Here is an 18,452-nt window from a genome sequence, read left to right on the forward strand (position 1 = left end):
CGCTTTTTTGCAGTAATCATACTTACTCCTTTTAGGAGCAAGTATGGGCTGGAAAGAGTTCGATCGAGTGTCCCAACGAGAAGAGTTTGTCCGCTTGGCAGAGGCCGACGGAGTCAATTTTAGCCGGTTGTGCGAGCGGTTTGGTATCTCACGCAAGACCGGCTACAAGTGGCGAGAGCGTCACCGAGCTTGCGCCGAAGAACCTTTGGTGGATCGCTCGCGAAAACCTCACCGATCCCCCACACAGACGCCCGCGGAGATCGAGCAAAAAGTGCTGCAGATCCGCGATGCTCACCCGGCCTGGGGCGGCTTGAAGATTCGCAAGCGGCTCAAAGTCATGGGTGAAAAAACGCTTCCTTCGCCCAGCACGATCGCCGCTGTCTTGAAGCGACATGATCGCATCAGTGACGCTGAATCGGCCAAGCGAAAGCCATGGACGCGGTTCGAGCGAGAGCGTCCCAACGAGCTGTGGCAAGTTGACTTCAAGGGCGAGTTCGCGCTGAACAACAAGAGCTATTGTTACCCGCTAACCCTGCTGGACGATCACTCCCGGTTTTCACTGGGGATCCTCGCTTGTGGGAATCAAACGCGGCAAACGGTGCAAAGTCATTTTCGCAACGTGTTCGCAATTTACGGGCTTCCACACGCGATTTACGTCGACAACGGCAACCCGTGGGGCGGTAGTCACTTGATGCGTCACACACGTTTTACGGCGTGGTTGATGCGTCACGATGTGGAAGTGATTCACGGTCGTCCACACCATCCTCAGGGCCGCGGCAAGCTGGAGCGATTTCATCGCACGCTAAAACTCGAAGCCCTGCAGGATCGCTCACTGAGCACGCTGGCGGAAGCTCAAGAGTGCTTTGATCTTTGGCGAGACGTCTACAACTTGGAGCGTCCTCACGGGGCATTGGATTTGGAAACACCTTCGCAGCGATACCAAATCAGTGAGCGACGTTTTCAGGAGAAAACGGATCCGTTCGAGTATAGCGAACGCTACCAAACACGCCGCGTCAACAGGGTTGGCCAGTTCCGTTGGAAGGGGAAGACGTACCGCATCAGCGAAGCATTCCAGGACCATCCTATCGGCTTGAGTGGGACTCAAACGGACGGTGTTTGGGATGTCAGTTGCTGTCGTTTTGTGGTGGCCCAGATCGACGAGCGGACTGGCGAAATTCGACGTCACCAGCCTCGCGGCTGAAGTTCGCTTGCGCTCACTTCAGCCGCGAGGCTGGTGAGCGAGGACGGGGAAAGCTATGCTTTCTCCGCCCCCCGCTGTCTTGTTCAAAACGCCACCCATGTCCCCGAACGAAATATTCCCACCGGCCAAAACCGACAATGTGTCGCCGGTGGAGACCGGTCCTACGCCATGCGTCCGCTTTCACTTCCCGGTGCTACAGGTTCCATCCATGCAGTTTGTGGGTATGTTCTTGTGCTCATTGATTCCAAACCTGATCCTAAAACTGAATTGCGCTACTTGATGACCATGCAGCTGATCGTGACCCATCCGGGCGGAGCCCACAAAGACGATTTCCTTGCCTGTTGTCTGTTGGCACATTTGCATGGGGTTCCGATCCAACGACGCGAGCCAACGGATGATGATTTGGCCAATCCATCGATCTGCGTCGTCGACGTAGGTGGTGCTCACGATCAAGAACGAAACAACTTTGACCATCACCAGTTCCCTCGCGATGCTCCGCCACTTTGTGCCTTATCGCTTGTGCTGCAAAGCATGGGACTTTACGAAGACGCGTTGTCGTTCTGTGCTTGGCTTCGTCCGGCGGAATGGCTCGATACGTTAGGGCCAAACGAAGCTGCCAAGTTGATGGGGATTCCACGTACAGCATTGGGAGCTCTAAATTCTCCGCTCGATACGACTTTGCTGAATCGATTCGCAAGCCAGACTCAACTAGATCCAGAAAGTCCTATTCACCAAGTCATGTGCATGGTGGGTGAAGATATCGTCAACTACTTGCGTTCTTTGCGGCAGCGGCTGGACTACTTGAAAGAGCACGGTCAGTACTGGACGATCGAAACCGATGGCGAACCGATTCAAGCTTTGTTTCTTGAAAAAAGTGACATAATTTCAGATGACCCTTCGTTTGGAGTCTATGCATTCATCGAGAGCGAAGGCAAAGAAGATCAGATTCAGGCGACGATATATCCTGATCGGCGGGGCAGTGGATACGGATTGTCACGTTACAACGACAGTCAACGCTTGGATTTTTCGCAGATCGAATCACACGACCTCGTTCGATTTGCACACAAACGTGGCTTTGTCGCAAAAGTCTCAACGACGGATCCGACGCGGCTAAAGGAGCTACTCGCACTCGCCATCGTCAAAACGGGGAACTGAAGTGACGACGCTTCCGTTTGTTCCTCGTTAAGGACTTCGATGAAATCCGGGGACAAACGCAACAAGCGTCAAGGATGTCTGGCGCTGAGGACCGTCGCAAGAATAACTGGCGGCGTCTTCCGTAGTGGACGAGGCAACGAGTCCTTTTTGACTCGATGAAGCTGCAGGACTCGTAGCCTCGTCCACTACCGCCCGCCATCTATTGTTCCTAGCGTCCTATGCAGGTCGTTCGGTATAAACCGGTGAAACGTCGATCCTTTTGTGAGCCGTGGGCCGTAAGGCACCGGGTAATGCGTGGAACCCGGCCGCTCACGCGGGAGCGGCTCACTAAATCGACAAGCCGCTAGCTGCGGGCCCGTCGACATTGCGGGAATCATGCCACGGCTAGCGCCGTCGGCTCAGATCATTATGTGCAATGACTCATATTGACCAGCTTGATCGGCACACATAGTGAAGAAATTGAGTCAGCGAAAGTCGACGATGACAGGTCGATGATCTGACCCAATCGCAGGACCAACAAATCGATCGGCCACCTCGATTTCGGATCCCACTAAAACATGATCGATCATCAGCCCGGGTATCGGCGTCGCCCTGGGACTCCAAGTGCTTTGTATCCCTTGCCCAAGCGAAGAATCACGCAACCCGGACTCGTTCAACAAGCGGCCAAACCAATACGACCACGGCGTGCAATTCAGATCGCCAGCGACGATTCCCCGGCCATTTCCGCGTTGATTTACCTCTTTGGCGATTCCTGCAAAACAGCGATTGCGATCTGCCCAACTTGAAACGCGCATCGGTGGCAACGGATGCGTCGCAATCAAGTGCAACGCATTTCCGTCAGGCAACTCGAAATCAGCAACGATTGACGGGATGCTGGTTTGCGACGAGAACGTCACGACATCGCAACTCAACCAGCGGTGTTTGCTAAACATCGCGATGCCAAAGTTATCTTCGCGCGGCACGACACGATGGTAGGGATATCGATCACGCAACCCCAGTTCCATCGCAGTTGTCCAAGATTCATCCGTCTCTTGCAGAACAACAAAGTCGGGATCTGCTTGGGCGATCCATTGCAACACCGCCCTCTTTTCCGGATTGCGCGTCAACACGTTTGCGGTCATCAATCGGTACGTGTTGCCCAAAACCGGGGCCGTCGGCCAGTAAAACGGCGTCAAACTAAGCACCAAGGCGAGACCGCAAATCAAACCAAACACGCCGATGTGTTTGCGTCCGAGCAACCACAACCCCAATCCCGACACAAGCACAGCCATCGTTGCTTGAACACGCATGTGACTTGCTAGGTCCAGCAGATAATGCCACTTCCCCAACAATCCTGCGAGCATCGTGCCGAGAGAGAAAATCAATACTGCGATCAGTAGACTTTGTGCAGCTTGTTTCAGTCTCTTCCCAAAAGATGATTCATTCGCGGTGGGATGATTCATGGTTGGTGCGTTGTCTTTCGCAGACCGTGCTGCAACTTCGGACCAGTGCGGACCGGCATATCGATAAGACCAGCCTTCACGACAACAATCGCTTCATCGCAGCGGCAACGCCGTAGGTGACTTCGGTCATCCGTTTGTAATCGAGCGTGTCGGGGGTATCGGATTGCTGATGGTAGTTTGGGTTACGCAGAAAACTAGTGTCCGTTAACATCAAGGCGGTATAGCCTTGATCCCAAAACGAACTGTTATCGCTACGACGAATTTCCTTCACTTTTTCGGGTAACACGATCGAGAACAGTGGCATCGAGGTGCCTCGTTTGAATCCGCGTCGGAAACTCCAGTTGAGCTTCCAAGACGCTGGGTTTCCTACGGCAGCCAAAAAGTTGCCTCGTTTCGGGAAGAAACGGTGCAGCCGTTTGGGAATCGAAGGAGGCACGTTTTGCGACCCTAACTCGTCACGAAAATAGCCCACCATTTCCAGACACAACATGCCAACGATGTTGTCTCCCTCTACTCTGGATTGACGTGCATGATACTGGCTGCCCATCGAATCAACGTCCCCGTACGGTTTTTCCTCACACGTGAAGGCAACATACCGCGCCGTGCGTTTGGCGGAGTGCTGACTCAGTAGCCGGCTGACTTCGAGCATCACCGCTACCGCGGACGCGTTATCATCCGCCCCCGGTGTGCCAGCGACGGTGTCGTAATGGGCACCTAGCAAAACGATATCGTCCGGGTGCTTCTCGCCTGACTTTTCGACGATCAAGTTTGTCGCGGGGAATCCCATTGCATCGTAGTGCTGCGGTTCGACCTGGTAACCCATCTCAGTCCACTGGCCTGTGATGTAACCGGTCGTCGCCGCGATCGATTTGGGCTGGTCGAGAGTGCGTGACCCAATCAGACCAGCAAGTCGATCGACGTGCAGTCGAAGACTCGCTTCGATCTCGGCGCTCATTGGCGGGGACGTCCTTTTCAATTTGTCGTCGCAGGCGGTTCGGCTCGTTAGCGTGCTAAGCAGCTCGCTTCGTCGATGCTAAGCGGGTAGGCAGGAATCATTGGGTGAAATCCCGTTAGCCGTTTGGGCCAACGCTGTGAAGCATTTTCTCGTAGCTACCTTCGCCAGAAGGTGGTGATTCGTATTGGCCGGCAACCATCCACGCTCTGGCGAGCGTAGCTACGGAACGCAAATGCCGTAATTTGCCGTCTCTAAATTCTTCACAGCGTTGCGTTTGGGCGCTAGCCCCGGTTCAGCGCCGGACCCGTGGCTAGCGCCAAAACGGCCAATTTACAGAAAGACTCTTGCCTAAATGCTTACTGGAGCGGTCACTATTCTAAGTGCCAAAGACGCCCACCGCGAGCCCCGACGCGGACGTATTTAAGCAGGTCAATAAGAGTCATTCAACATAATGATCTAAGCCGACAGCCTAGCGCCGTCGGCTCACAGAATCACCGAACCTTCGCTTGCGGATGCCGAACACTCGCTTGTTTGCTATGGCTGGAAAAAACTGTTTTAAGGTCGGTGACGTTATTGCCGAACGTTTGCAGTAACTGAAACCCGCCGCTAATTGCCCGGTGCGAAAGCGGCCCGTACGTTCCGACCCGTTCGTTCCGAGTGGAATGCGGAACTATTTGCGTTTCGTCTTAAAGTAACGAGCGTACTCCCAGCGATCTTTCCACTCGGCAAAGAAAGGCTCGTAGGCCTCGACTTCGGTCCACCATCGAGGCTCAGGATGGTTAGGATCGACTTTGCCAGCGGGGTAATCTTTGCCAGCCACGCTCTTTTCGACAGACGCGTTCCATGCGACAAGTGCTTGCTGCATTCGCTTTGCTACCTGCGGATGTTTGGACGTCACGTCGGTGGTTTCGGTAGGGTCGGTCTTTAGGTCGTAAAGCACGAACTTGGATCGATCCAAATTCTCTGCCAGCAATTTAAAGTGATTGTCGACCATCGCGGCTTTTCCTGAGAAACGAAAGGGAATCGGTTTTTCACGCGGTCCCAATTCTTCGCGAAACAGTGGCTTTAGGCTGACCCCATCGAGTTCATTCGGTGCGACCGATTGATCGAGCGACAACAGGTCGACGAGCGTCGGAAAGATGTCCATGGTACAGGCGGGATGACTTGTCACACGAGGAGTGATCATCGCGGGCCACTCGACAATCGACGGAACACGCAGTCCCCCTTCGTACAAACTTCCCTTGTAGCCTCGCAGTCCGCCTACGGTATCTGGTTTGATCTTTGGCAAACCTCCATTGTCGCTGCAGTACCAAACCAAGGTATTCTCAGCAACGCCGAGACGTCGTAGTGAATCTCGCAACGTTCCGATGCTGCGGTCCATCGCCACCAGTTCCCCATAGTGGTGCCGCGAGTCCTTGTCGAGCGAATCAAATGGTTTCAAGTCCTCGTCACCCGCTAGCCACGGCGAGTGAGGTGACCCGAACCAGACCACAGTAAAAAACGGCTGGTTCGCTTTGCTTTGTCGCGAAATGAAATCGATCGCTTCAGTCATCGCCACGTCCGACGAATCGCCCTTGAATTGCTCGAACTTTCCTCGCCGGCTCATCAGCGGATCGCGATCAAAAAAATTGGTGACCGAAACCCATTGGTCAAAACCAAAATGTCCAGGGTGATGCGTGTCGGTGTGTAAGACAGGAACTCCCGCACCACGCAGGCCATTGAGATGCCATTTCCCAAAATGGCCAGTCACATAACCGGCGTCCTTCAGCACGCTGGCGATCGTGGTCTCTTGTAATCGCAACGCGTAACCGTGCGATTGGACCCCGCTGCGATCGTTGGACCGTCCTGTCAATACCGTTGCCCGCGTCGGTGAACAAACGGGGGCTCCGGCATAGAATCGATCGAGCCGCAACCCAGCACCTGCCATCGCATCGAGATGCGGCGTTTTCAAAACCGGGTGATTGTAATAGCCGGTTTGTCCCCATCCTTGGTCATCCGTCATCACCAACACAATGTTGGGTTGCGACGCTGATTTCGCATTCAGCCGCGTGTCGTCATCTGCGCGACTGTTACCGACCCATCCGAAAACCGCCATCGATACGGAAATGGAAAGGAAAACGAAAAAACGAATTTGGGAACGAAGGTGATACTGGATTTGGGATGGCATATTTGGTTCTCAGGCGGGACTTTAGTCGGATAGTTACAGCGTAACACGAACCCAATCGCCGTGCAGACGCGAGAAATCAAATGCGATCACCAGTCCGCCTCTTAATTCAGCATTCGAGTCCGACAAGTTTTGATGTTAGCGGTGCCGGCGTTCAGTATATTGGGTTGGGGAACGGTCCACGACATTCATCGTCCAACCAGGAAAACACAATGCGTCTCGTCCTTATTGCAGTTGCGTTATGTTGGATTACTCCCGTTTCTGCGGAAACGATGCCAAGGATTCGTGTCTCTGAAAACGGCGAGCATTTCGTTCGCGGCGACTCCGACGAGCGGTTCGTGGTCTGGGGTGTGAACTACGATCACAATCAGGCTGGCGAACTGCTCGACGAGTATTGGATCGAGCGATGGGACGAAGTGGTTGACGATTTCACTGAGATCAAACAGCTCGGTGCCAATTGTGTTCGCGTCCATCTGCAACTCGGGAAATTTCTCGATGCACCTAGTCAACCGAATCAAGCCGCTCTGGATCAGTTGGGCAAGCTGGTCAAGTTGTCGGAGCAAAAGGGGCTGTATCTCGATATCACCGGCTTGGCCTGTTATCACAAAGCCAACGTGCCCCAGTGGTATGATCAGCAGAGTGAGCAAGAACGCTGGCGAACCCAGGCGTTCTTTTGGGAATCGGTGGCGAAGGTTTGTCGCTCGAGCCACGCTGTGTTCTGTTACGACCTGATGAACGAACCGATCCTTGCCGGTGGCAAACCAGAATCGGATTGGCTGGGCGGTGAATTGGCGGGCAAGTTTTTTGTTCAGCGACTGACGTTGGATTTGGCCGGGCGAACGCGTCAGCAGGTTGCCAAGACTTGGGTCGATCAAATGGTCGATGCGATTCGCAAACAAGACGATCAACATCTGATCACCGTCGGCGTAATCCCTTGGGTATTTGTGTTCGGTAGTGGAAAACCGCTGTTCTACTCGCCCGAAGTGGGGGAACGGCTCGATTTTGCGTCCGTTCATTTCTATCCCGAGAAGGGGCAAATCGACAAAGCGATCACTGCGCTAAAAGCGTACGACATCGGTAAGCCGCTCGTCGTAGAGGAGATGTTTCCCATGAAGTGTTCTGACGCGGAGCTTGCCGATTTCGTCACTCGGTCCAAAGATTTTGCCGATGGATGGATCAGCTTTTACTGGGGATCAACGGCCGCACAATTGCGAGGCTCCGGCAACGCAACGATCGCACACGCCATCACCGCCGCGTGGTTGGAACGCTTTGCATCGATGGCCGACTCTATGACAAAGGTGCCTCAGAAATAGTGCGAAATTGACGGGGATCACTCCGTTGGGACAATCGACTGCCCCGATTACCGACCGAGTATCATGGGCCATTGTGACGCCGGTTAGCACGACATGATGACGTGGCCGCACAATGCAGCACGTACAATACAGCACGAATGAACCGTGATCTGCGTTGCGGTCCGGTGGAGCCAATGGAGTCGTCCGCTGTTGGTTGTGGGCTGCGGTATTTTTCGAAGTTCTCTTTTTTTTTCGTTTCAAAGGCGCGTTTTACCATGCGGATCCTAATTGCTCTGCTTTCGTTCGTGTTGGTCTTTGCAACCAAGGCAAACGCGGCCGATACGATTCAGTTGCCGGTGACAAAAGACAACTCGATTGTCATGGTCGATGGCGAGTGGGATCAGAACGCTGGAAAACAGGGACAGATCCGAGTCAAAGGCAACCAGCATATCGTTGCGATGGCGTTTGACACGTCTGCCATCGTGGGCAAACGCGTCAAACAGGCCAAGTTGGTATGCGTTCAGGGACAACAATTAATTTCTGGCGTCACACTGTCCACGATCGCGACCCCCTGGGATGAAGACCGCTCAAACGGTCTGACCGCGGGAATCGAAGGAATTGACGGCTGGGGTTACCCGGACGCTCGGTTTCCGGCGGTGTCTGGCGGGAATGCTTTTACGCTGGTTCACCAGTCGACTTCATTGATCCTTGACGGCAAGTATCATTGGGACGTGCCGCCCGACATGATTCATGCGCTGGCCCTTGGTGTCGCACATGGTTTGGCCATTCATGAACACGACGCCGACTATCGGCGAAACCCGACAATCTTCGCGCATCAGCAGTCCAGCAAGAAACCGTATTTGCTCGTGGAGATAGACGATTCGGCAGATGCGAACCCAGCGGCTGCCACGGACCTGCGATTGGATTCGGATGAGTTTCGTTCCGCCCTCCTGACACTGACGGCGCCAATGCGGGGATTTGCCTATGAAGTCAGTGTGGATGGTCGTTCGCTCGGCCGACACAATATCCCTCCTGTGGCGCCCGGTCACCCGCAAACCATCCCGCTTCGTGACTTGCCTTCGTCGATCACCACAGACCAACCGTATGAAATCAGGATTGTCACCGTAAATCGCACCGGCCAACGTTCGCCGCCAGCGGTGCTGCGTAACGTGATCCTGAAGTCGGGTACGGTCGATCGACCCGCGGTGGATTTTGCATCCGTGCAGTCGTCGCCAATGACTGGGTTGAGCGTGATTCCGGTCACCGATAAGTTCGATGCTTCGGGAAAGGCGGTGGGAGAGCTTCCTGAAAACTATCGGACTCACAACGCGATCTTCGATGGGAAGCGAGTTCAGCTCAAAGCCGCTGCGGGCGAAGTCGTCGGATTTCAGCTATTGCTGCGAGGCGACGACGGCGAACAGGTCTCCGTCAAGGTGCAGATGGAGGCACCTGAATCGCGTGTCGATTTACATCAAGCGGTCTACGTGCCAGCAAACGGACGGCTGATTCCCGATCCGCTGCTGCCGCTGCCTGATACTGTTTCGCTCAAACCCGATGCGGATCAATGTATTGTTGCCGATATCTACATCCCGTTTGATGCATCTCCGGGTGTTCGCACGGGGAAGATCACAATATCCGACGGACGCGAGCTGCCGCTGTCGATCAAAGTCCTGCCCTTCGCGTTGCCTCGACAAGCGACATTCCTGTGCGAGATGAATGGCTACGGGCTGCCCGAGCACGTCAACGACTACTATGCTCTTCAGCAAATTGCCTACGACCATCGAGTGCATGCTAATATTTTGCACTACTCGCACAACACTGCGGCTCCGGGTTCAAGGAAGAGTAACCTTGATATGCGTCTTCGTTCGGGAAGACGGATGGACAACAAGCGGTACGATGATATTCAGCCAGATTCCAGGACGGCATACTGGAACGATTTTGTAGAAGCGTTTGGGCCATACATTGATGGCTCGCTTTTCAAAGATGGCCACCGTGGGCCGATCCCGGCACCAGGCTTTTATCTGACGTTTCACGAAAGCTGGCCGCTCAATTGTCGAGCCTACTTCAATGGCGATCTTGACGCATACAATGCGTTTGATGCGCATCCCGAGTACGCTCGCACGTACGTCAACATCCTGCAAGATTTTGCAAGACTTGCCGATTCAAAAGGATGGAAACAGACCGGATTCCAGGTGTACTTCAATAACAAGGGATCGTTCGACGAAAAGACGAAAGCTCCCTGGATTCTGGATGAACCGACCAGCTATTGGGACTACCGAGCGTTGCAGTTTTATGGCGAACTGACTGATCGCGGCCGTGAAGGTGCAGCGGACGTGCAAATCGATTATCGCATCGACATTTCCCGTCCCGAATATTGTCGAGGCCAGCTGGACGGGCGCGATGACCTATGGGTTGTGTCCTCATCGGCGATCCAACACTATCGGCGTCTGGTCACCGACCGCATTCAGCGAGATGGGTTGAAGGCGTGGGTCTATGGCACAACGAATCATGTCCACGAGACCAATCGCAACGTCCAGGCCTGGGCACTGGACGCTTGGCAGAACGGAGCGACCGGTATCGTTCCCTGGCAGACGGTCAACAAATCGGGCAGCGCATTACGTGATGCAGATCAGCTGGGACTGTTCATCTTCGACAAAAATCCAACTGGCGAAACGGTCGTTCGGCATTCGCTGCGACTCAAGGCGTATCGAGATGCACAGCAGTTAATCGAGTACCTGAACCTGCTGCAGCAGCAACGAGGTTGGTCGCAGCAGCAGATGCGACAGTTCGTCGACCAATATGTTGACTTGAACGTTCAAGTTCACAAAACCAATGAGGAGGACGCTGGTACGTCGGCATACGGCAGGCTGTCGGCAACGGGGCTGGAGAGTCTTCGGATCGCAACGGCAAAGCTGTTGGCAGCCGACTGAGCATGGGCTGCCATCGATCTCGAATCATCTACGGGACGATCAAGCCAAAACTAGCGTAGTGGATCTTGCTAAAGATCCTTTGCTGACGGGATCTTTAGCAAGATCCACTACATCAACTTGTATATCGCACGTCCCCCGCAAACCATGCCTTGGATCATAGCGAAAGAAACTTGAATGACAACCTCTGCACTTGCAAAGAAGCTTTATCGGGCTGTTCTCGACAGGAACGCTAAAGCGATCGAAAAACTTGCGAAACCGGGAGTCGATGTTGACGAACCCTATGCCGATGACGACACAGACAGTCAGCGATCAGCGTTGCTAGTGGCGGCAACTCGCGTGGATGTCCCGTGTGCACAGGCGTTGATCGACGCAGGTGCCAATGTGAACTTTAAAGAGTTGCCAGCGAAAAAACCAAAGCCCGGTTTTGGCTACAACTTGTTCACGCCGTTGCACTGCGCGGCACAAACCGGTTCACCTCAGATGGTACAGCTTCTGGTCGATCATGGTGCTGCGGTCAACGCAGTGGACGATCATGGCGACACTGCGTTGATGGAAGCCGTGGGCCGCTGTGATGGAAAAAAACACTTTCAAGTGATTGAAATCCTCGTCCGAGCGGGCGCCAATCCAACCCATACGCCGGGACGTAACGGAGCATCCTACCTTGTTTGTGCGGCTGACAAGGGCGACAGCATGTATCGGCGGGGATTGATCAAGTTACTGGTCGATTGCGGTGCCGATCCCAATGCGGCTTGTGGTAGCAGACGCAAGATCTGTCCGTTGCATGCAGCCATTTGCGAAGGAAGCCTGAAAGGCGTAACGGAACTGCTCGAAAACGGAGCCGATCCGACGGTCAAAGCACCGAAGACCTCAAAACATGACTGGTCCGGGCTTTCCGCATTGGACTACGCGAAAGCAGTGAAGGCTAAGAAGTCAATCGTTTCATTGCTCGCAAATTGGCAATCTGTAACGAAGCCAAACACAGCGGGGGCTGCCAAGCGTGCTTCGGCTTCCAAAAGCAAACCACTTCCTACCGCGAGCAAGGCTTGGGATGCAATCGAAGCGGCCTTGGAGATGAATAACAAACGGCTTTTCAAATCGCTGGCCAAGGGAGCGAAGAAGTCTGACATTACAACGTTGGTTAGCAAAACCAAGATACGATTAACCAACGAAGTGAAGGAGTTCTTTCTTCGGCACAACGGGCAAACTGGAACCAAGGGGTTGATTGTCGATTATGCGAGTGGAGAAGAATTCAGGCTGCTTTCGATCGACGAGGTCATCAAGGAGTGGACAATATGGGAAGACCTTGCCCAATCCGGGGACTTCGACGACAGCGATGCCGTACCCGATGCGGGGATTCGCGAATGTTGGTGGCATCCCAAATGGCTGCCGATGGCGGGCAACACGGCGGGTGATTTTTTATGTTTTGACAATAGCCCCGCCAAAGGCGGCAAGAATGGTCAAGTCATCACGTTGTGGCACGCCGATTCGGCTCGCAACGTAGTCTACCCGTCGATCCGCGATATGTTGGCGGCAATTTCAAATTGACTGCGGCGTCCAGGCTAGCGCCGTCGGTTCACGAGTACAGGGCAAACAAAGAAATAGAACAGTCGACTTAGACTGCCAGTGAAAGAACGAAATCAGCCACTCCCTCTCGAATTGGAAATGGCTTTAATTCGCCTCCCACATGCATTTATTATGGACCAGTGTTAGCGCCGGTTCATCGCGCCCCTACTGACCGGGTGTTTGGATCAGTGCTTCGGGTCGAACGAGGTTGAAGTAGTGACCATGATCGGCGGTCAGGATCAATGCGGTTTCGTCCCAACCACCGTTCTTTTCGATCCATTTAACAACCGCTTCAAAGGCGTCGTCGCCACTAAGGACCGCGCCGATGGAATTGTCGATGTTGTTGGAATGGTTCGCCCAGTCAACGTCGCCTGATTCGACCATCAACCACCAACGGTCGCTGCGTGAATCAAGTACGTCCATTGCCGCAGTCGCCATCTCGCTGAGTTTAACGTTCTCGTGCAAATCGGCTTCGCTGTACGTCTCCGCCTTTTCAGGTTTGGGGTTTCCGAAACTGACCACGGGATCGTAGTTCCCGTCGGCGGTCCGGAATGGCAAGTGGCCGCCTTGGGCACCGAAGAATCCGAACAACCGCTGGCGGTTCGCCTTTGCGTCTCGGACGCCGGCCTGCAAAACATCGGGCCCTGCAACACCGCTCGTTCGCTGCGCCACGACGTACTTGCCACCGTTTTTGGCGTCGATCGCGGCCATGTCGTCTGGGGCGATGTATCGGTTGCCTGCGACATAGTTTTTGCCTTGAGCGGGATCCTTGTCCTTATCGAGTCCCCATCCGCCGCCGATCAGCACGTCAACGCCCGGCAAGCCGCCAGGATGGTAGATCGACGGTCGCCCGATTAGGTCGCGCGTCAGATCTTGATAATCATTTCGATGAACATTGTTCGCATAGGCGCATCCAGGCGTTGCATGGCTGATCGGAACGCTCGTGACGACACCGACCGCGAAACCTTGGTCTTGCAGTATCCTGGCGACCGGCAATGCCTCGCGTCCCATCGAATCCACATTCATCGCCGCATTGTAGGTTTTGATGCCGCTGGTCAACGAAGTTGCTGACGAAGCCGAATCGGTGTAGGCGTGCTTGGTTTTCTTGCTCTTGCCGATCGGGTAGTTCGCATCCGTGATTGGACTCCAAGGCGAGTCGCCGCCAAGTTCAGGATCGTAGCCTCCGCGAACTTTTCCGTCGGGATTCGTCACGGTTTGAGTCTCGACACTGACGGAAGTACCGTCGTTGTGAGGGCTGGTGACGCAGTAACCGAAGTCAGTCTTTGCACCACGGTAATCTTGGAAGTGCAAGCCTTCGCCGCGTCCTTCGTGATAGGCAACCTTGCCTGATCTTGCGATCGATGCATTTCGTGTTGAGTCCCAATCCATGCCGTCGAAGACGAACAAGATGACTCGCTTCTTGCCTGACTCCACCGCTTGCCTCTGGAGTCGGTAAACGTCGGTTTGGTCAAAATAATCGGCCTTCGGGTTCAATGTCTTGTCAGGCAAATAGCCGTAGAGTTTTTCGATGGCCGCCGCATTGCGATACAAACTGTTCTCACCACTCACCGATTTAAGGTCGATGCCGAAAGTGTAGACCGGGATCAAGCGGTTACTGTGTGTCTTCCAACTTGAGTACGTGTCGGGGTTGGTTCCCCAATATCCCCAGTCGGTTTTTCTCGTTGCAACGGCATCAGCCTGCAACTTCGCGATCGGGTCAGAGGCTTGAACAACAGACGGTTGCGATAAAGCAACGATCGTCGAGCCAATCAGAAGAACAAAGCGCTTCGTTAAGTTTGAGCAAGAACGCATGGTGAGTCTTATTGCTTGAGGCGGGATTTGGGTTGGTGGGAATGGCTAGCCATCGGAATAAGTATATTCAACGATTGACAAATATGCGATCGTGGGCGCGATGTCAATTTTCTCGGTCGTCGGTAGCTTTGCGTGTAGGCGAATGTCGACACCGAACAGAGCACCCATCGCGTTCATGATAGTTTCCGTCTTGCACTTTTCGCGACGGATTTTGGTACGAAAAAGTCGGCCCCGAAGCAGGCCAATATGAGTCATTCCCCATAATGATCTGAGCCGCCGGCGCTGGCCGCAGGCCGCTCAAACATTGGTATTGACGTGATTTATAGTTGCTCCGGTTTTCTGCCACCTCTCCACCAACTTCGTTGGGGGAGAGGTCGAACGGAGCCTTCAGCGACGTTCGGGTGAGGGGGCTGACCGAGCAAGGCACTCGCCAACGATAACGCCGTTTGCACCGGAATTGCTCGCCGATAGCGCGGTCGCCCCCTCACCCGAGCAACGCCTTAAGGGCGTGCTCGACCTCTCCCCCGACTTCGTCGGTGGAGAGGTAACTGCAGCATAGGCCGAAAGAAACACTCTCTCCCAATGTCCGACACTAATACCAAAGTTTAAGCGCCGTCGGCTCATAAATGGATCGACGTTTCACCGGTATGTACCGAACGACCTGCTAAGCTCGAGGAGGATTGGTGCAAATGGCTTTGTCCATGGAATTTATTCGAGACGGCCAAGCCTATTGGTCGAAATGGGTGGCGGCATCGGGTACGATTTTGCGCATGCCACCATTCTGGACGCTCATTTAAATCGAATCATGATAGACCCAAACGCTCCATCCAAATCAAAATCCTCACTGGAACCCACGTCTGCGCCACCGTCGCTGTGGGAAAAGTATCGGCCTCACATCATTTCTGCCGTGCTGTTGATTGTGCTGGGTGGGATCGCGATCGCGCTCATCAACAGCGGCGGCGAGCAAAGAAGAGCGTCCGAACCCATGGAAATCCGCGACCGTTGATCGTAAACGGTCAATTGGGGGGCGTTTTGCTTGCGTTCTTTGCTTGATCAGCGAAACTACCGCACCAACCGAATCCCTAGCGGCAACGAGTCTCCGAAAATCGCCGCTTCCTCTTCGCTTTCCAGCCGCCCAACGTTCTTCAGCAATTCAAGGTAGTGAGGCGGTGCTGATTTCGATTCTAGATATTCAATCACTTCACTACGCACCTGCGGAGACAAATCGCGATATCGATCTCCCGTCATCCTCGCGATCTGGACAAGTGCCAACATCCAAACCGATTCATGCGCGGCGGTGTCTGTGCTGCGATCCAAGCTAATCAGCGATTCGATCCAGTCGCCGACCTCACTTGCCCCGACGCATCCATTCAAGGGACCGTACAGCGGTTGACGACTGCCCAGGCGACCGATTGCCCACAACAATGCATGGCGAATTTTTTCGTTCTTTTTGTTCGAGATGGCTTCGATTGCAATTCGCCCCAATGTGACTTTGTCCCCGACGGGCAGTCGCTCCAGCGACCCAATCAGCCTCCAAGCCTCGGAGGCCTCGTGCGGCTCGACTTTTCTGGTGCGATTTTTCAATGCGCTGATCCAGGGTGCAGCAAGTTGCACTTGTTGTCCCGCCGTCAATCCGCCCGAGATCCTTCGCCACAAGATCATCGATTCGGTACGCGAGGCGGCGGCAGGGAACACCAGTTTATTGTGAACGGCACGCCAAACCTGCGAGACACGCCAATCATCGACCGCGACGCCATAGCCCGGCCGCAAGCAGAATCCGACGAGATTGAGCCAGCGTGATTCATGCTGTGCCGATTGACGCCGGCCTTTTTGGTTGTCCAGTAGAAACTGCCATTGGTCACGGAGCAGCGAAGGAGGCCAGTTGTTACGGTGCGTTTCGGTAATCTCTTGCAACCGCTTGACCAACTGATTGGGTTTCAACTTTGTCGCCGAGTCGCCAAACACGCTTTCAATCGCGGCTGCACATTGGGCAACGGTATCCGAATCAACGATTCCGCGTGATTCGCCCGTTCCGGCGTGGGCGTCACGATCTGTTTCAAGCGTGCTGCGGATGTCAAACTCCAGTCGCCATCGTTTGCTGGAATCGGTGTCGACGCAGAACAATCCGACGGTTCCGATCTCACTCAGTTCGGATTCAATCACGACTTTGATCGTTTCATCACTGCGTCGTTTGCCTTGAACCAAGGCGGTACAAATCGGCGGCAAGGGCGATACTTCCTTGCGATCGATTTCGATCAACGTTCCCACGGAATCGGCCAATCGCGTACTACTAACCCACAACGGAAACTGGACCGGTGACCCGATTTGCAATTCCAGCGGATGTCCGTCGGCGCGGAATCGCTGGCCTGCTTCTGCGGTTCCCGGGATCAAACACAGCCCTTGCGGCGGATTATCAGCGACCTGCATGTAATACGACCGGCCCAAATTTGCGGCAATTTTGACGCCATGCCCGCGACGCACACCGGCATAGTAGGCCGCGCCTTGCGCGACTGCCAAATCGAGTCGCGGCGCTTCCAGCACGCGAGGTTTCCAGCCGGCTTCGTCCCCAGCGAACCAACGCGTTAGAGATTCGACGATTCGCTGGCGAACCGCCGGTGCCGACATCACTCCGCCGTTGAACAGCACAAGTGCGGGGCGTTCGGCGGAATTGTCGTCTTGCTCATCAAGTCCGGTTCGCCGGTGAGTGTTCAAAAATTCAGCGAGGTGGCGGGTGATCGCAGCATCGGCGGCATACGGCAAACCAAACTCTTGGAATCCACTATCGCCAGCGATGGCGGTCGCGTCCAAGTCGACTTGAGGGAAGAACCCATCCATCAAAACGGCATCAATTTCAGCGTCCGAGACTTGCACTTGCGTGCTGCCGCCGAGCAATTTGGATCCTTCGGACGGCAGATTGATCGTGTAGGATGCAGGCCGATCGGCTTGCAGCATCGTTTCTTTGACGGTTCGCGATACTTGAACCAACCGATCCCATTGACTCGGCGACAGTGGATTGTCGGGCTGATTCTTCGTGATTTTTGCTTCGGCGAGCTTTGCCACGGCGAGATCCAAGTTGTCGCCACCGAGAATCAAATGATCTCCGACGGCAACGCGATGAAACTGAATTTGATCGCCTGATTCACCTGCCGCCCGTACGCGGATCAAGGTCAAGTCGGTGGTGCCACCGCCGATGTCACAAACCAAAATTAACTGTCCCGGCTGGACACTTTTCTGCCATTCATCTTTTTGGCGGTCGATCCAGGCGTAAAACGCCGCTTGCGGTTCTTCGATCAAGTAGACTCGCGACAATCCCGCTTTTTTTGCCGCGGCCACTGTCAATTCACGAGCCACCTCGTCAAACGACGCTGGCAACGTAATCACGACGTCTTGTTGAGCAAGCGGATCCTCGGGGTGAGCATGATCCCACGCGGAACGCAGATGATCCAGATACCGCGACGATGCATCGACTGGCGACAATCGAGTCACGTCGGCATCGCCGTGCCAGGGCAATAAATCGGCGGTGCGATCGACGCCTTCGTGTGACAACCAACTTTTTGCTGATGCCGCTCGGCGACCAGGATGACGATGCCCCGCGTCACGGGCAAGCACGCCGACGCAGTAGGACGCGGCCTCGTCTTGCCAAGGCAACTGCTGGCCCCCCGCACCCTCGTCGCTTGTCAATTCGTAGTGAAACGATGGCAACGTTTCACGGTTTTCACATTGTCCAAAGTCCACCCACTGAGCGATCGGGAACGTCTCGGTGGACCAGGGCTCTTTTTCTGTATCAATAAAACAGAGAGCACAGTTCGTCGTCCCTAAATCGATACCGACCACGTAGCGTGAAGGTCGGGTTTCAAGTTCATCAGCAATGGGATCAGAGTTTGACACAACGGGCGTATTAATGAGGGAAGACTCTTGCAGTGGCGAGCAATTGCCGA

The 18,452-nt window shown here is 54.4% G+C and carries 12 protein-coding genes; 6 read left to right on the plus strand and 6 right to left on the minus strand.

What is annotated here, in order from left to right; all coding sequences use genetic code 11:
• Nucleotides 1–67: 67 nt before the first annotated feature.
• On the plus strand, nt 68–1,201 hold the full coding sequence (locus SH528x_RS21415; RefSeq protein WP_442505492.1) for an IS481 family transposase: 1,134 nt from the start codon (nt 68–70) through the stop codon (nt 1,199–1,201).
• A gap of 279 nt (nt 1,202–1,480) precedes the next feature.
• Complete coding sequence (locus tag SH528x_RS21420; protein ID WP_442505493.1) at nt 1,481–2,356, plus strand: MYG1 family protein; 876 nt, start codon at nt 1,481–1,483, stop codon at nt 2,354–2,356.
• A gap of 464 nt (nt 2,357–2,820) precedes the next feature.
• On the opposite strand, the gene SH528x_RS21425 is transcribed toward SH528x_RS21420, so the two are convergent.
• The 3 genes from SH528x_RS21425 to SH528x_RS21435 form a co-directional block, all read right to left on the minus strand.
• Complete coding sequence (locus tag SH528x_RS21425; protein ID WP_442505494.1) at nt 2,821–3,798, minus strand: endonuclease/exonuclease/phosphatase family protein; 978 nt, start codon at nt 3,796–3,798, stop codon at nt 2,821–2,823.
• A gap of 76 nt (nt 3,799–3,874) precedes the next feature.
• A complete protein-coding gene (locus tag SH528x_RS21430; RefSeq protein ID WP_442505495.1) occupies nt 3,875–4,753 on the minus strand; it encodes a M28 family metallopeptidase in 879 nt (292 codons plus the stop codon).
• Between the two features lie 670 nt (nt 4,754–5,423).
• Nucleotides 5,424–6,920, minus strand: coding sequence for a sulfatase family protein (locus tag SH528x_RS21435; protein WP_442505496.1), 1,497 nt, complete (start codon nt 6,918–6,920; stop codon nt 5,424–5,426).
• 209 nt (nt 6,921–7,129) lie between these two features.
• Between SH528x_RS21435 and SH528x_RS21440 the strand changes: the two genes are divergently transcribed.
• The 3 genes from SH528x_RS21440 (at nt 7,130) to SH528x_RS21450 (ending at nt 12,684) form a co-directional block, all read left to right on the plus strand.
• Nucleotides 7,130–8,230, plus strand: a complete 1,101-nt coding sequence (locus tag SH528x_RS21440; protein ID WP_442505497.1) for a cellulase family glycosylhydrolase — start codon at nt 7,130–7,132, stop codon at nt 8,228–8,230.
• 254 nt (nt 8,231–8,484) lie between these two features.
• A complete protein-coding gene (locus SH528x_RS21445) occupies nt 8,485–11,139 on the plus strand; it encodes a hypothetical protein (RefSeq protein ID WP_442505498.1) in 2,655 nt (884 codons plus the stop codon).
• 174 nt (nt 11,140–11,313) lie between these two features.
• On the plus strand, nt 11,314–12,684 hold the full coding sequence (locus SH528x_RS21450) for an ankyrin repeat domain-containing protein (RefSeq protein WP_442505499.1): 1,371 nt from the start codon (nt 11,314–11,316) through the stop codon (nt 12,682–12,684).
• 183 nt (nt 12,685–12,867) lie between these two features.
• On the opposite strand, the gene SH528x_RS21455 is transcribed toward SH528x_RS21450, so the two are convergent.
• Both SH528x_RS21455 and SH528x_RS21460 read right to left on the minus strand, forming a co-directional pair.
• Entirely contained in the window at nt 12,868–14,514 is a 1,647-nt protein-coding gene (locus SH528x_RS21455; RefSeq protein ID WP_442505500.1) for an alkaline phosphatase, read from the minus strand.
• Nucleotides 14,515–14,559: 45 nt separating this feature from the next.
• Complete coding sequence (locus SH528x_RS21460; protein WP_442505501.1) at nt 14,560–14,691, minus strand: hypothetical protein; 132 nt, start codon at nt 14,689–14,691, stop codon at nt 14,560–14,562.
• A 628-nt stretch (nt 14,692–15,319) separates the two neighbouring features.
• On the opposite strand from SH528x_RS21460, the gene SH528x_RS21465 reads away from it, so the two are divergent.
• Nucleotides 15,320–15,520 (plus strand): hypothetical protein, encoded by a 201-nt coding sequence (locus tag SH528x_RS21465; protein WP_442505502.1) that lies wholly within the window; start codon nt 15,320–15,322, stop codon nt 15,518–15,520.
• A 56-nt stretch (nt 15,521–15,576) separates the two neighbouring features.
• Here SH528x_RS21465 and SH528x_RS21470 read toward each other — a convergent pair whose 3' ends face one another.
• Nucleotides 15,577–18,402 carry an Hsp70 family protein gene (locus SH528x_RS21470; RefSeq protein WP_442505503.1) on the minus strand — a complete coding sequence of 942 codons (2,826 nt, stop codon included), beginning with the start codon at nt 18,400–18,402 and terminating at the stop codon, nt 15,577–15,579.
• Between the last annotated feature and the right edge of the window lie 50 nt (nt 18,403–18,452).

The organism is Novipirellula methanifontis, from assembly GCF_052161655.1.
GTDB lineage: Bacteria > Planctomycetota > Planctomycetia > Pirellulales > Pirellulaceae > Novipirellula.

Coding starts and splice junctions, on each gene's coding strand:
- SH528x_RS21430 (WP_442505495.1), bottom strand. CDS start 4,753: ATGAGCGCCGAGATCGAAGCGAGTCTTCGACTGCACGTCGATCGACTT.
- SH528x_RS21460 (WP_442505501.1), bottom strand. CDS start 14,691: ATGAACGCGATGGGTGCTCTGTTCGGTGTCGACATTCGCCTACACGCA.
- SH528x_RS21435 (WP_442505496.1), bottom strand. CDS start 6,920: ATGCCATCCCAAATCCAGTATCACCTTCGTTCCCAAATTCGTTTTTTC.
- SH528x_RS21455 (WP_442505500.1), bottom strand. CDS start 14,514: ATGCGTTCTTGCTCAAACTTAACGAAGCGCTTTGTTCTTCTGATTGGC.
- SH528x_RS21450 (WP_442505499.1), top strand. CDS start 11,314: ATGACAACCTCTGCACTTGCAAAGAAGCTTTATCGGGCTGTTCTCGAC.
- SH528x_RS21420 (WP_442505493.1), top strand. CDS start 1,481: ATGACCATGCAGCTGATCGTGACCCATCCGGGCGGAGCCCACAAAGAC.
- SH528x_RS21445 (WP_442505498.1), top strand. CDS start 8,485: ATGCGGATCCTAATTGCTCTGCTTTCGTTCGTGTTGGTCTTTGCAACC.
- SH528x_RS21425 (WP_442505494.1), bottom strand. CDS start 3,798: ATGAATCATCCCACCGCGAATGAATCATCTTTTGGGAAGAGACTGAAA.
- SH528x_RS21440 (WP_442505497.1), top strand. CDS start 7,130: ATGCGTCTCGTCCTTATTGCAGTTGCGTTATGTTGGATTACTCCCGTT.
- SH528x_RS21465 (WP_442505502.1), top strand. CDS start 15,320: ATGATAGACCCAAACGCTCCATCCAAATCAAAATCCTCACTGGAACCC.